Raw genomic sequence first — 13,931 nt, 5'->3', positions numbered from 1 at the left:
ATGAGATCGATCGCCGGCCGCTGCTCGATGTTCACTCCCTGCATACGGCGCACCACCGCGCCCAGCGCTTCTGGGAGGTCAGCCCATTCGCCGGCTACGTTGGTCGTGGCGCTAATGCCATCCGTCCGGAACCCCGTTGGTCGATCCAGCCGATTGCCGCCCGTTCCGTGGCCAAGATGGGATCGCACGACGGCGCGGCGTGCGCGCTCGATCGGCTCCTCGATCGGCTCGAACGCGGCGAGATACTCGGCGCGAGAGTAGAGTGTAAGCGCCAGTCGTCTCTACGAAGGGGCGACCAATGTCTTCGCCGATGCGACGCTCGTCGCCACACTGAACGCCGATGCCGGCAAGGCGGGCGGAACGATCCGGTCGGTCGCGGGCGGGCAGGCTCGTTTCTATTGGGCAACGGCCGTCGACACGAGCGACAATGAATCGCCTAAGGCCGGGCCCGCCAGTGCCACCGCCGCGCTCACCAATACGTCGGATCTCGCCGATCGGATCATCACCGATCTGAAGCTCGCGCCCAACGCGGTCTACATGGATGCGCTGCAGGCGGGCATCGTCGTCGCCTCGAAAATGGCGATCACGGCCGACAACTTGAACCCTGACCCGAACTTCCGCGATCCTGCCTATTGGCACAGTCAGCGGGTCAGCGACTGGAACGGCTCGGCTTGGACGGGGCCGGGCGAAGATCACGGCGGTTTTCATACCGATGCCGCAGGCGGCTGGTCCGTCGAGAATAGCGCATCTCGCCCTGACGGCGTTGCATTGGCGACGCTGCTGGGCTGTTCGACGTGGATCACACTCAACAGCGCCGCGACCGGGATGCCAACCGATCGCCGATATAGGTATCATCTCTATAGCGGCTGGAGCGTGACTCGGGAGTTTCTGATCCCCGTCAAGGCGGACACCGTCTACGAATTTTCTATCCCGATGAAGAACAACGCCAACCAGTGGCACGGCGTCATCATGGATGTGCTGTCTGCGGACTTTACGTTCCTCAATGATGCGGACGCTGTTACATCGGGCGAGCGCTCGTGGTTCTGCTTCCCCGGCCAGGTGGGCCGCTTCAAGAAGCAGGTGACGTTTGGGCCCAAGGCTGCGTTCATCCGGTTCGCCGTCATCAATGATGGTGTCACGTCGATCTGGGCGGGCGATGCGCAAGTCGGCACGATTTCGCTTCGCGAAGCTGTCGGCGGCACGCTCGTTGTCGACGGCGCAATCGTCTCTCGCCACATCACTGTCGATAATGTCCTCGCCGACCGCATCATCGCCAACACGGCCACCGTGACGGGAACGTTCGCCGCGAAGGTGATCGAGAGCACGGACAGCTTGCCCGGCCGCCTCATAGTTTCAGGCACCGGCTTCTCGCTCGCGACGATGGCCACGGCGGTCGCCGACCCTGCCGGCCGGATCAACGCGAACACAACACTGATCGCGCCGGGCAAGATCCAGCTTGGCGGCGCCAACACCCTATCGAACTGGCTGACGGGAGGTGACAATTCCGAGCTAAACGGCGGCGTGATCGCTGCCAACACAATCCGCATCAACAGCGCGGTCATTGGGCTTCGCGGCATTCAGCTACTCGGCATCAACTTCGACACGGATCGCGTGAACACGGTGAGCTGGTCGGCCGGTTATGTCGATTGGGTCGATGATGCCGGAAATCGGCAGGTGTCATTCATCAATGCCGGGTCGGTTTATCGGACGACTGCCGGTTCGCAAGTCGCCTACATCTGGTTTGACCGCGTCGCTTCGCACGCCAATCAGATCTTCTACGCTGGCGAAACCACGCCTGCGGCGATCCTCGCAAACACGAACAACATCATCGTGGCGGCCTATTTCGGCGGCAACGTGCTGGACGCGGCCTATGGTCGCACGATCATCGACGGCGACTATCTCAAGACGAGTACGGTCGATGCAAACCGGGTGATCGTCAGTGGCTCCATTACCACTCCGCTGCTCGCCGCCGGATCCGTCACCGCCGCGAAGATCAGCGTTGCGAGTCTTTCCGCCATCACGGCCGACGTGGGCTTGCTGAGGACCGCATCGAGCGGTGCGCGCACCGAGATCGAGGCCAATCAGATCCGGGTCTATGATGCCAGCAACGTGCAGCGCGTGACGATCGGGCAGCTCTGATGTCGACCGGCATCCGCGTGAACGGCCCGGACGGGCGGGAGTGGTTCAACAGCACGCGCATGACGACACGGACGGTGGGCATCATCGCTTCCACGGCCCCGGCGCCGACGGTGAGCGTCGATTTCTACTGCCCATCGACTAACACGCCATCGCGACCGTCAACAGCTACACCACGCCGGAGCAGACGCTGATCGGCTGGCAGGATCGGGTGGAGATCGCGGACGATGCTTTCTCCGCCACGCCCATGGCCTCCGTTGCCGAATGGCTGACCGGCGAGGGCCGCTATCTCGATGGCGGCACGATCATCAGCGAAGTGGCCGAGACGCCGCCCTCACCCGAAGTCTGATTTTTCCGCCGGCACGGGGCCGGCTGCTTTCCGAAAGGAACCATAACCATGCGATCCACCCTCCGGTGGGCAGCAACCCTGCTGCTCGCCCTTTTCGTGTTGTGCGTGCCGCAGATCGCGGCGGCGCAGTCCGGATCCTGCGCAGCCAATCCGAGCATTACCGGGCGTCCCTGCGCCCCTGCGGTAAAGGGCACGGAATGGCTCGACTTTCGGCAGGATGGGCAGGCCGTCACGGCGCGGCTGGGCACATTGCTCAACGGCTCGGTGACCAAGCTTCAGCGAGCAGCGGCCCGCGCCGCCGCGAACAATGCCGAGGATGGCGCCACCTCCTCCTTCACCGTCTCGCTCGCCACGGCCGAGGATTCGGGGACCTATTCCAAGGTCTATAATTCCACGAGCACGCCGAAGCTGCCGGACGTGATGCGCGTCTCGGGCGCCGTGCCGTACCTCTACACCAACGGCACCTATTTCATGCCGTCGACCAACGTCTCTCCGGGCACGGTGGGCAACCTTTCGGGCTTCTTCACCGCCGGCACGTTCGATGCCGGCCGGGAGGCCACCGTCTGGCGCGCGTCGGTCCAGACCGACACGGCCGCCGCCATCCAGATCCGGGTCACCGGCACGAGCAGCACGCATTATTACCGGCTCCAGGTCGACGGCCAGTATATCAACAAAACGCCGCAGGCTTTCGTCGGCGCGGGCAATGCCGACACGATCACCGTCACGCTGGACGGCCAGCCGCATGTCGTAACGCTCGAAAGCTCGCAGACGGTCGCGATCCTCCGCATCCGCGTCGCCCCGACCGCGACCCTCTCCAGGCCCGTCCGATCGCCGGACAGCATCGTCGCCCTCGTGACCGGCGACAGCTATTCCGAGGGATTCGGCAGCCAGTATCGCTTCATGGGCGCCTGGCCCGCGACAGCGGCTACACTCTTGGGCGTCGACGACATGCGTATCGTCGCTCTTGGCGGCACCGGCTATATTCAGACCAACAGCACCACGGGCGCGCCGAAGATCGCCGATCAGGTTGCGGTCTGGAAGCTCTCCAATCCCGATCTCGTTGCGTCGAACGGCGCGATGTCTGCCGTTTCGATGGTCATCAATGCGGGCGGCTATAACGACTGGTCCAACACCTCCGCCGCCATCGCGGCCGCCGGGCTGGATGCGTGGACCAAAGAGCGCGCCACCGCGCCGAATGCGCTCATCGTCGTAACCGGCCCCTGGGCTGGCGTGCATGGCGAGGCGGACACCAAGACGCTTGCGGACGAGGCGGCACTGAAAGCGGCCTTCCTGACCTGGGCCGATCCGAACTCGCTGTTCGTGCCGATCAACAGCGATCCGGCGCCCTGGATCACCGGCACCGGAAAGGTCGGCGGCACGACCGGCGACGGCAATGCCGACACGCTCATGGCTAACGAGAGCCCGCGCGTGCATCCGAGCTTCGCCGGCCACCAGTGGATCGCCCGGCGCGTTGCGGCCGCGATCCGCGCCTATCTGGCGGCGCCGGTGCCGATCTCGTTCGGCCTCGATCTGCCGCCCGTCCCTGCGGCTGCGAACGACAATGCTGGCCATCAGCTTGCGGCATGATCCTGTCGGACAACGAAGTCGAGGAAGCCGGGCGAGCGCTATCACACCTATGCGTTCGAAATGAACGAGAGCGACCATGCCGAGATGCTGGACGCCTGCCGTCAGTCTTCCTCCATGATCTTCCTGTCAGGCTATCCAGACGCGACCTATGACGACGCGCTTCCCGGCTGGACCCGGCGGGAAGTCGCAGCACGCGCGCACCGGAATTCTCCTCGAACGGAATGTCTCTGGATCAACCCGGCCGCCGTCAGCGCGACGGCTCAGCGGCTTCCATCTCTCTTCGACGAGGCGGCATGATGTCCATGGACCATGCATCGCCGCAAATGGCTCAGGAGCGCATGTTGCCCGTTCCGGGCTCCTACCGGTGCGCCGAATGCCCAAAGCTGTTCCTGCCGGCAGGGCCGCGCCAAATGTTCTGTTGCCCGGCGCATCGCACCGCGTGGCACGATCGCGACAAGATCCGGGGCCGCATGCTGGTGCCGCTCCGTATGGCCGCCCAGATCACGCGCGGCGGCAGTCGCGGCGATATCGAGATCGGCAAAAAGGCCCGGCGCGATGCCGAGCATCTGGAGCGTCGCTGGATCGCGGAAGACAAGGCCGCCGGCCGGATGAACCCGGCCGAATATATGCGCCGCCGCTATGCGCTGGGGTTCGGGCGGACATGACGCGCGATATGAAGCCGCTGTTGCGCCGCGTCGCGCTGGCCGCACTGTCCGGCATGAGCGAGGCTGAGATCGCCGCCGATCCGGAGAAGGCATTCCGGATCGCTCTCGCCACAGCGCGCGCAACCTATCAGGCAGCGACCGAAAAGGGACGGCCATGACCGCGCATCGTCCTATCACCGAGGCACTGAAGATCCTCGAACGCGCCGCCCGTAACGAGGCTAAGGCGCACCTTTCGCCCGAGCTGGTCCGGGCTCTTATCCAACATCCCGCCTACGCGAGCTATGTTGAGACGCGGACGAGGGAGTTGATCGAGTCGTGGGAAACAGATCTGGGACCGGCAAAGGTGCCGGAGCCGACGCCGGAAACGATAACGCCACCCGCGTCCAGCTCGGGCCGTTCTGGCTCGCATGGCGAGCCGAGCGCAGCGAATGGACCATCTGCTGGTACGATAAATCCGCACGTACACGCCGCCGCCGAGGCACAGGCGTTACTGGCGGCGAGCCGGGCAATCCGCCCCCGGCAGCGCATGAAGCACTAGCCAACCACTATCTGGAGTGGAACCGGCCGGCCGAGCCGCAGAAGCCGGCCGAGGCCCCCGTTGCCGAGCTGCTGACGTTCTTCCTGACGGATCATGCCGTCCATAAGGCCGACAGCGCGCGCTACGGCTATTCCGTCCAGCACCTGCTGCGCTTCTTCGCGGAGCAACGTCGCCTCGGTTTCATCACCGGGGGCGTTACGGTGGCTGACATTACGAAGGCCTTCGTCGATCGCTTCATTGATTTCCGCAAAGGGGAGGGTGTCGGCGGCCACACCATCAGCCGCGATCTGGCGGCCCTGCGGGGGGCGCTCAATCACGCATGGCGCAACGAACGGATCGCAAGCGCCCCGTTCATCCGGGAAGTCGATTCGAAGGACAAGGCCAAGCCGCGCGCGCTGGTCTATTCCCACGAGCAGATCGCCGCGCTGCTGGAAGCAGCATGGCGGATCGAGGATCGGCGCCACGTCTTCCTGTACGCGATGATCCAGCTCAGCACCTGTGGACGGTCGGAGGCGATCATGGAACTGGACGCCGATCGCCAGATCTCGGACGGGCTGATCTACTTCCTCGATCCGGACGAAGATCAGACGTCTAAGCGCCGCTCGATCGTCCCGATCGCGCCCACGCTGGCGCCGTGGCTTGCCAGCGCCGAGGGCAGGGTGATTCGCTATCGCGTTCCGGTGGCAGAGCGGAAGTGGGCGGACCCGGCAGTGCCCGAATTTGAGGAGCGCGCCCCCGAGGATATCGGGCGGGCCTTCGACGCCTGCCTGATCGAGGCCGGCATCAGCCGTCCGGTACTGGCGGCTGATGGATCGCCCGTCATGCTGCCGGCGCGGCGCAAGCTGGGTGAAACGACGCCGCGCATGAAACTGCGGGGCCAGGGCACGCCGAATACGCTCCGGCACACCATCATCACCGAGATGCATAAGCGCGGCGTCGACGAGCGGCAGATCGAGATGGCGTCTGGCCACGCCCCGATCGGCACCAACAAGCGCAACTACATGCATCTGCGGCCCGACTATCTAAGCGAGCTGATCGATGCAGTGGAAGGGTTCTGGAGCGATCTGCGACGCTACACGACGGTGCATCTGCGGACCCAGTGCGGACCCAATGTGATCGATCTGGCCGCAGCCCGCGCAACCGCGGCTAGGCAATAGTCAACGATTTGAGATAGTTGCCGCTGGTGGAGCTGAGGGGAATCGAACCCCTGACCTCTGCAGTGCGATTGCAGCGCTCTCCCATCTGAGCTACAGCCCCGTCACCAGCGGTGCGCTCCCTTAGCGGCGCCAAGGGGGCGATGCAACGGCCCTTTCTCCGCTGCCTTCATCTCTTTCATCGTGATGCCGTGCTTGGGCCGGCATCCACCGCGCGAGGCCTGATCCGCGATCGTGGATCAGGCCCCGCCATCGGCCCCCGAGCGGCGCCGGGGTGATGATGAAAAAGCGATCAGAGCGTGCGTGCGCGCTCCTCGACCTCGAAGGTTTCGAGGAAGTCGCCGGGCTTGATGTCGGTCGAGCCCTCGAACGTGACGCCGCATTCCAGGCCGGCGCGCACTTCGGGCACGTCGTCCTTGAAGCGCCGCAGCGACGCGATCTTGCCATTGTAGATGATGACATCGTCGCGGGTGAGGCGGGCGCGCAGATCCTTCTTGATATAGCCCTCGGTGACGAGCAGGCCCGCCGCCTTGCCATGCTTGCCGGCGGAGAAGACTTCGCGGACTTCGGCGCGGCCGACGACCGTCTCGAAATATTCCGGGCCCAGCTGGCCGGCCATCGCGGCGCGGATCTCGTCCAGCAGATCGTAGATCACGTCATAATATTTGAGCGCGACCTGATCCCGCGTGGCGATCTCGCGTGCCTTGGCGTTGGCGCGCACGTTGAAGCCGATGATCGGCGCGCGGCTGGCCGCCGCGAGCGTCACGTCGCTCTCCGTGATGCCGCCGACGCCCGAATGCAGGATGCGCACCTGGATATCGTCGGTAGAGATCTTGTTGAGCGAGGCCACGATCGCCTCGACCGAACCCTGCGCGTCCGCCTTGACGACGACCGGATAGGTCTGCGCCTGCTTGCCGCGCAGCTGCGAGAACATCGATTCCAGCGAAGCCGGAGCCTGCGTGGTCCGCTTCTGCTGGATCACGCCCGCGCGATAGGCGGCGACCTCACGGGCACGCGCCTCGCTCTCCACCACGGAAAGCTGGTCGGCCGCATGCGGCACACCGGAAATGCCGAGGATTTCGACCGGCATGGACGGGCCGGCCAGCTTCAGCTGTTTGCCCTTGTCGTCCACCAGCGCGCGCACCTTGCCGCTCTCGGCGCCGACGACGAAGATGTCGCCGGTCTTGAGCGTGCCGCGGCGGACAAGGATCGTCGCCACGGGGCCGCGACCCTTGTCCAGTTGCGCCTCGACCACCACGCCTTCGGCGGCGCGGTTCGGATTGGCCTTCAGCTCCATCAGTTCGGCCTGGAGCTGGATCTTCTCGATCAGATCGTCCAGCCCGGTCTTGGCGAGCGCCGAGACCTCCACTTCCTGCGTGTCGCCGCCCATGCTTTCCACCTGGACGTCATACTGGAGCAGCGCCTCGCGGACGCGCTGGGCATTGCTGCCCGGCTTGTCCATCTTGTTGATCGCGATGATCATCGGCTTGTCGGCGGCCTTGGTGTGGTTGATCGCCTCGATCGTCTGCGGGCGGATGCCGTCATCGCCGGCCACGACGATTACGACGATGTCGGTCACGTCGGCGCCGCGCGCGCGCATGTCGCTGAATGCCTCGTGGCCCGGCGTATCGAGAAAGGTGATCTTCGATCCGTCCTTCTGGGTTACCTGATAGGCGCCGATATGCTGGGTGATGCCGCCGGCTTCGCCCGCCGCGACATCGGTGCCGCGCAGCGCGTCCAGCAGGCTGGTCTTGCCGTGATCGACATGGCCCATGATCGTGACGACCGGCGGACGCGGCAGCAGCGTATCATCCGCATCCACGTCCGTTTCCACCGTGATGTCCACGTCGGAATCGGAAACGCGGCGGATGTTGTGGCCGAATTCGGACACCAGCAGCTCGGCCGTATCCTGGTCGATCGTCTGGTTCGACGTGACCGGCGTGCCCATCTTGAACAGCGCCTTCACGAGATCGGCGGTGCGCTCGGCCATGCGGTTGGCGAGCTCGGCCACCGTGATCGCTTCCGGCACGACGACATCGCGGACCTGCTTGGCGGCCGGGCCGCCCATCTGGTGCGCGCGCTTTTCCTTCTCCCGCGCGCGCTTCAGCGCGGCGAGGCTGCGGGCACGCGCGCCGCCCGACGAATCATCGTCCAGCGCGCGGGTGACGGTGAGCTTGCCGGACTGGCGGCGATCGTCACCGGGGCGCCCGCGCGTGGCCGGGCGGGCCGGCTCGGGGCGCTTGGGCGCGATGACGGGGGTGAAGCGGCGCGGCGGCGGCAGCGTGGTCGATGAGGTCGGACGCGGGCCGGCATCGCCTTCCGGAGCGGCGGGCGCCGCCGGTGCGGCGGCTTCCGCGGCGGCCGGGGCCGGGGTCGCCTCGGCGACGGGTGCTTCCTCGGCGGGAGCCGGCTCCGGCTCGGCGGGGGCAGCCTGCGCAGCGGCTTCCTGTTCCTCGGCGGCGCGCACCTTCTCCTCGGCGCGGCGCTTTTCCTCCTCGCCTGCCTCGACGCGTTCGCGCTCCTCGCGGCGGCGTGCTTCCTCCAGCGCGGCCATGCGCGCTTCCTCGGCCTCGCGCAGCAGGCGTTCCTGCTGTTCGCGGCGCTCGAGCGGGCTCAGCTGGCGGCCGGCGGGTGCAGGCGCGGGTGCCTGGGGGCGGGGCGGGGGCGGCGGGGCGGCGGGGGCTGCGACCGGCTGCGCGACCACGGGCTCCGGCGCGGCCTCGACGGCGGCTTGCACCTCGGGTTCCACCACGGGCGCGGGATCGCCGGGCTTGCGGAAGGTCCGCGCCTTCTTCACCTCGACGACGACCGTGTTCGATCGGCCGTGGCTGAAGCTCTGCTTGACCTTGCCCGTCTCGACCGTGCGGCGCACGCCCAGCGGCGCGCGCATTCCGAGCTTCGGCTTGTCGTTATCGCTCATCTGGTAACCCGAACCCTTCAAAAAACCTACCTGCGCCCGTTTGGACCCTGCGAAACATCGCAGAGTTCAGGGGCCACCATCCCGACCAAGGTCATCTCGTCCAATAAAGCCGCGCCACCGGCCCAAAGCATGGGAGACGCGCGCGGCAGCCGCCGGCGCGATCAACGCGAGATGTACCACGTTTTCCCGTCCGAGCGCCATCGACAATATGGCGCGCGTCGCCGGGATTACGAGTCCCTGCTCGCCGCTTCCCTCCACGCCCAGCCCGACGCGCAGCGCCTGATCCAGCCTGCGCGTGCCGTCCGCCGCGGCGTCGCGGGCGTGCAGCAGCAGCTCGACCGATCCCTTGCGCGCTGCGTCCACGATCTTCTCGCTGCCGGTAAGCAGGTCGCCCGCGCGCGCTTCCAGCCCCAGCCGGTCGAGCGCGGCGCGTTCCAGCGCCTTTTCGATCTGGTCGGCCAGATCGGCGGGGACGGTGACGGCGGATTTGAAGGCGCGGGCGAGCGCCTTGGTCAGTCGGCCCTTGGCGATCGCCTGTTCCAGCGTCGCGCGATCCACCCCGATCCAGGCGCCACGGCCGGGCGCCTTGGCGCGCACGTCAGGCGCGACCGAGCCATCGGGCGCCAGCGCGAGCCGGATCAGATCATCCCGCGCGGCCTTCCGGCCCGAGAGGATGCAGGTCCGCTCGGGATCGTTCTTCGCGTGGTGGGCGAGGGGCGTCTCGTCCTGATCGTGCGCGGCGGAGGCGGAAACCGAATGCGCCGCCCCGGCCCCTCCCGCAGGCGGGAGGGGGGAAGGAGCCGGATTTACCGAACCGGAATGCTCATCGTGTGCCATTCGCGGGTGCGACCTCCTGTGCGGGAGGCGTCGCGGGGCGGTCGGCGATCAGGATGCCGGCCGCGCCGTAATTCTCGGTCGAATGTTCGTTGATCACGATCTGCACGGCGTTCGCCGGCTTGCCCAGCCGCTCGACGAGCGACCGGGTCACGTCGGCGACGATCGCCGCCTTCTGCTCGCGCGTGGCGGAGCCTGCCAGTTCGATCGCCACGAAGGGCATCAGGCCTCTGCCTCCGCTTCGCCCTCGGCTTCCGCGATGGGTTCCTCGTCACCGAACCAGCCGGCGGCCTGGCGCGCGGCCATGATGATCTCCTGGCCCTGCTCGTTCGAGAGGCCATAGCCGGCGAGCACGCCGCCCTTGTCGGGCTTCGGCGCGGGCGCGCCTTCCTTGCGGCGGCGCGGTTCGGCGCGGGGCTTCTCGATCAGCTCGTCGGTGGAAAGATCGCCCACGTCGTCCAGCGTCTTGATGCCGGCCTTGCCAAGCGTCACCATCATCGCCTCGGTGATGTAGGGCAGCTGGCCCACCGCATCTTCGACGCCCAGCGCCTGGCGGGCCTCGCGATGCGCGGCCTCCTGGCGCTCGATCGCCTCTACGGCGCGATTTTGCAGCTCGCCGCCGATTTCCTCGTCGAGACCCTCGATCTGGGCGAGCTCCTCGACGTCGACATAGGCGACTTCCTCAAGGCTGGAGAAGCCTTCGGCCACCAGCAGCTGGGCCAGCGTCTCGTCCACGTCCAGCTCCTGCTGGAACAGCTCGGAGCGCTCGACGAACTCCTTCTGGCGCTTCTCGGAGGCGTCGGCCTCGGTGAGGATGTCGATCGCCTTGCCGGTCAACTGGCTGGCAAGGCGCACATTCTGGCCGCGGCGGCCGATGGCGAGCGAGAGCTGATCGTCGGGCACGACCACCTCGATCCGCTCCTCTTCCTCGTCGATCATCACGCGGGCGACCTGCGCGGGCTGCAGCGCGTTGACGACGAAGGTGGCATTGTCGGGCGACCAGGGGATGATGTCGATCTTCTCGCCCTGCAGTTCCTGCACCACCGCCTGCACGCGGCTACCCTTCATGCCGACGCACGCGCCGACCGGATCGATGCTGGAATCGCGCGAGATCACGCCGATCTTGGCGCGGCTGCCCGGATCGCGGGCGGCGGCCTTGATCTCGATGATGCCGTCGTAGATTTCGGGTACTTCCTGCGCGAACAGCTTCTTCATGAAATCGGGATGCGCGCGGCTCAGGAAGATCTGGGGCCCGCGATTTTCGCGGACGACCTTCAGGATGATCGCGCGGACGCGATCATCCTTGCGCAGCACTTCGCGCGGGATCTGCTGATCGCGACGGATCACGCCCTCGGCCCGGCCGAGATTGACGACGACATGGCCGAACTCGACCGACTTCACCGTGCCGACGATGATCTCGCCCGCGCGATCCTTGAACTCGTCATACTGGCGCTCGCGCTCCGCATCGCGCACCTTCTGGAAGATCACCTGCTTGGCGGCCTGCGCCGCGATGCGGCCGAATTCGATCGGGGGCAGCGGGTCGACGATGAAATCGCCGATGGCGGCGCCCTTCTGCAGCTTCTGCGCGTCCTGGACGGAGACCTGCTTGAAATAATCCTCGACCTGCTCGACCACCTCGACGACGCGCCACAGGCGCAGATCGCCCACATTCGTGTCGATCTTCGCACGAATGTCGTTCTCGGCGCCGTAGCGCGACTTGGCGGCGCGCTGGATCGCATCCTCCATCGCCTCGATCACGATGGCGCGATCGATCAGCTTCTCGCGCGCGACCGAATCGGCGATGGCGAGCAGCTCGGCCTTGTTGGCGGAAACGGCTGAGGTGGCCATTTTGACGGTTACCCTTCCTGTGAAATCGTGTCCGCACCCTCGGTGGAGAGCGGCGCGGTGGCCTTGATGAGAGCGTCGGTCAGAAGCAGCTTGGCGCTCGCGATCTGGCCGAACGGGATGGAAACTTCGCCGACTCGCTCGGCATAGATGAGCACGGTTTCGCCATCGACGCCCGAAAGCGTCGCGTCGAATTGCTTGCGGCCTTCCAGCGGGGAGGAGAGGCGGATGCGCGCCTCGAAGCCCTGCCAGTCGGTATAATCCTTGAGCCGCGTGAGCGGGCGATCGATGCCGGGGGAGGAAACCTCCAGCCGATAGGCCTCCTCGATCGGGTCGGCCTCGTCCAGCACTTCGGAAATGCGGCGCGAAAGGCTTTCGCAATCCGCCAGATCCAGCTGGCGGGTATCGGGGCGCTCGGCCATGATCTGCAGCGTCGGATCGGATTTTCCGCCGAACATCGCGACGCGCACGAGATCGAAGCCCAATGCCTTGGCCTCGGGCTCGATCAGCTTGGCGATCGTCGTAATGTCGGTCATGTCTTTCCGTGACGTATGGATGCACCGGCCCGTGCCGGAACCTGACGGCACCGGCCTCGCCAGAGTTTCCAATGTCGAGGGGACATGCGTCATATAGACTCGCCGCCGCCCCCCGGCAAGCGGCTCGAAGATTCGGAAGGACAAGAATGCGGACCCTGCCCCCCGTCGCCCTGGTCACGCTGATGATCGCGGCGCCCGCCTGCGCCCAGGTGAATGCCGGTGAAAACAAGCCGGCCGCCACGCAACCCTTCGCGGTGACCGAGATCGCGACGCTGCGCGTGCCCTGGAAGATCGCCTTCCTGCCCGATGGCCGGCTGCTCGTGACCGAAAAGGTGGGCGGCCTGCAGATCGTGACGCAGAAGGGCGAGAAGACGGAAGTGACGGGCGTGCCCCCCGTGCTCTTCAAGGGCCAGGCCGGCATGCTGGGCGTGTTCGTATCGCCTCATTATGCGAGCGATCACTTCATCTACCTCACCTATTCGGAGCCGGGCGAAGGTGGCGGGAGCCTTGCCGTCGCACGCACGCGGATCGTCGAAGCGGGCGGCACCGCGAAGCTGGAGGGGCTGGACGTGATCTGGCGCGAACTGCCCAAAGGCGAGGGTGGCCAATATGGCGGCGTGATCGCCTTCGCGCCCGACGGGAAGAGCATGTTCCTTACCGTGGGCGATCGGCAGCGCTTCACCACCGCGCAGGATCCGAACAGCGCTCTCGGCAAGATCCTGCATCTCACGCTGGACGGGAAGCCCGCGCCGGATAACCCTTGGGCGGGCAAGATCGGCTCGCCCACCGTGCCGCTCTTCCCCCCGCCCGCCGATACCGAGGCGGAGAAGACGGCACCCAAGCAGACCGTGACCTTGCCGCGCCCCAATCTGGCGCCATCGGAAACATGGGCGTCGGGCATCCGGACGCCTTATGGCCTCGCCTTCGACAAGGCGGGCAGGCTCTGGGAGGTCGAGCATGGCCCGCGCGGCGGCGACGAACTCAACCTGATCGAGAAGGGCAGGAATTATGGCTGGCCGCTCGTTTCCTACGGCAACAATTACAACGGCGTGCCGATCCCGAAGCCGGATACGCGGCCGGACCTGACCCAGCCCGTCATCTACTGGGTGCCCGTGATCGCGCCGGGCGGCCTCAGCTTCTACGAGGGCAAGGCGTTTCCCCAGTGGCGGGGCTCGGCCTTCGTCGGCGGCATGGCCAGCAAGACGCTCGTCCGGATCAGCTTCGACGGCAAGGGCGGCGCGAAGGAGGCCGAGCGCTGGGACATGGGCAAGCGCATCCGCGATGTGGCGGTGGGCCCAGACGGCGCCCTGTGGCTGGTCGAGGATGACATGAAGGGATCGCTGCTGAAGCTGACCCCGAAGCCGTGA

13 protein-coding genes and 1 tRNA gene are annotated in these 13,931 nt (G+C 66.4%); 8 read left to right on the top strand and 6 right to left on the bottom strand.

Translation table 11 applies throughout. The annotated features are described in order from the left end of the window. Positions 1 to 537 precede the first annotated feature (537 nt). From DI605_RS06860 to DI605_RS06830, 7 genes are all read left to right on the top strand, one after another. Positions 538 to 2,139: a hypothetical protein gene (locus DI605_RS06860; protein WP_293971013.1), complete on the top strand. Its 1,602-nt coding sequence runs from the start codon at positions 538 to 540 to the stop codon at positions 2,137 to 2,139. Positions 2,140 to 2,347: 208 nt separating this feature from the next. Further along, positions 2,348 to 2,485: a hypothetical protein gene (locus DI605_RS06855; RefSeq protein ID WP_293971010.1), complete on the top strand. Its 138-nt coding sequence runs from the start codon at positions 2,348 to 2,350 to the stop codon at positions 2,483 to 2,485. 48 nt (positions 2,486 to 2,533) lie between these two features. Beyond that, positions 2,534 to 4,072: an SGNH/GDSL hydrolase family protein gene (locus DI605_RS06850; protein WP_293971007.1), complete on the top strand. Its 1,539-nt coding sequence runs from the start codon at positions 2,534 to 2,536 to the stop codon at positions 4,070 to 4,072. Between the two features lie 60 nt (positions 4,073 to 4,132). Continuing rightward, positions 4,133 to 4,369, top strand: coding sequence for a hypothetical protein (locus DI605_RS06845; protein ID WP_293971004.1), 237 nt, complete (start codon positions 4,133 to 4,135; stop codon positions 4,367 to 4,369). Between the two features lie 173 nt (positions 4,370 to 4,542). Beyond that, positions 4,543 to 4,737: a hypothetical protein gene (locus tag DI605_RS06840; protein WP_293971001.1), complete on the top strand. Its 195-nt coding sequence runs from the start codon at positions 4,543 to 4,545 to the stop codon at positions 4,735 to 4,737. Then, positions 4,734 to 4,895, top strand: coding sequence for a hypothetical protein (locus DI605_RS06835; protein ID WP_293970998.1), 162 nt, complete (start codon positions 4,734 to 4,736; stop codon positions 4,893 to 4,895). Before DI605_RS06840 ends, DI605_RS06835 begins: the two co-directional genes overlap by 4 nt. 157 nt (positions 4,896 to 5,052) lie before the next feature. Beyond that, positions 5,053 to 6,432 carry a phage integrase SAM-like domain-containing protein gene (locus DI605_RS06830; RefSeq protein ID WP_293970995.1) on the top strand — a complete coding sequence of 460 codons (1,380 nt, stop codon included), beginning with the start codon at positions 5,053 to 5,055 and terminating at the stop codon, positions 6,430 to 6,432. A 24-nt stretch (positions 6,433 to 6,456) separates the two neighbouring features. On the opposite strand, the gene DI605_RS06825 is transcribed toward DI605_RS06830, so the two are convergent. The 6 genes from DI605_RS06825 to rimP form a co-directional block, all read right to left on the bottom strand. Then, a tRNA-Ala gene (locus DI605_RS06825) sits at positions 6,457 to 6,532 on the bottom strand. Positions 6,533 to 6,721: 189 nt separating this feature from the next. After that, positions 6,722 to 9,349 carry a translation initiation factor IF-2 gene (gene infB, locus DI605_RS06820; protein WP_293970992.1) on the bottom strand — a complete coding sequence of 876 codons (2,628 nt, stop codon included), beginning with the start codon at positions 9,347 to 9,349 and terminating at the stop codon, positions 6,722 to 6,724. 66 nt (positions 9,350 to 9,415) lie between these two features. Next, entirely contained in the window at positions 9,416 to 10,186 is a 771-nt protein-coding gene (locus tag DI605_RS06815; protein WP_293970989.1) for a DUF448 domain-containing protein, read from the bottom strand. Continuing rightward, positions 10,173 to 10,406, bottom strand: a complete 234-nt coding sequence (locus DI605_RS06810; protein ID WP_293970986.1) for a 4-oxalocrotonate tautomerase family protein — start codon at positions 10,404 to 10,406, stop codon at positions 10,173 to 10,175. The genes DI605_RS06815 and DI605_RS06810 overlap by 14 nt, the downstream gene beginning before the upstream one ends. Further along, positions 10,406 to 12,031 carry a transcription termination factor NusA gene (gene nusA, locus DI605_RS06805; RefSeq protein WP_293970983.1) on the bottom strand — a complete coding sequence of 542 codons (1,626 nt, stop codon included), beginning with the start codon at positions 12,029 to 12,031 and terminating at the stop codon, positions 10,406 to 10,408. Before nusA ends, DI605_RS06810 begins: the two co-directional genes overlap by 1 nt. 8 nt (positions 12,032 to 12,039) lie before the next feature. After that, positions 12,040 to 12,564 carry a ribosome maturation protein RimP gene (rimP, locus tag DI605_RS06800; RefSeq protein ID WP_293970980.1) on the bottom strand — a complete coding sequence of 175 codons (525 nt, stop codon included), beginning with the start codon at positions 12,562 to 12,564 and terminating at the stop codon, positions 12,040 to 12,042. Positions 12,565 to 12,710: 146 nt separating this feature from the next. Between rimP and DI605_RS06795 the strand changes: the two genes are divergently transcribed. Then, the gene (locus DI605_RS06795) at positions 12,711 to 13,931 is read left to right on the top strand and encodes a PQQ-dependent sugar dehydrogenase (protein WP_293970978.1); all 1,221 of its coding nucleotides are present in this window, start codon (positions 12,711 to 12,713) and stop codon (positions 13,929 to 13,931) included.

Origin of the sequence: Sphingomonas sp. (assembly GCF_003248515.1) — a bacterium.
Lineage (GTDB): Bacteria > Pseudomonadota > Alphaproteobacteria > Sphingomonadales > Sphingomonadaceae > Sphingomonas_I.
This window is presented reverse-complemented; position numbering and strand designations above follow the sequence as displayed.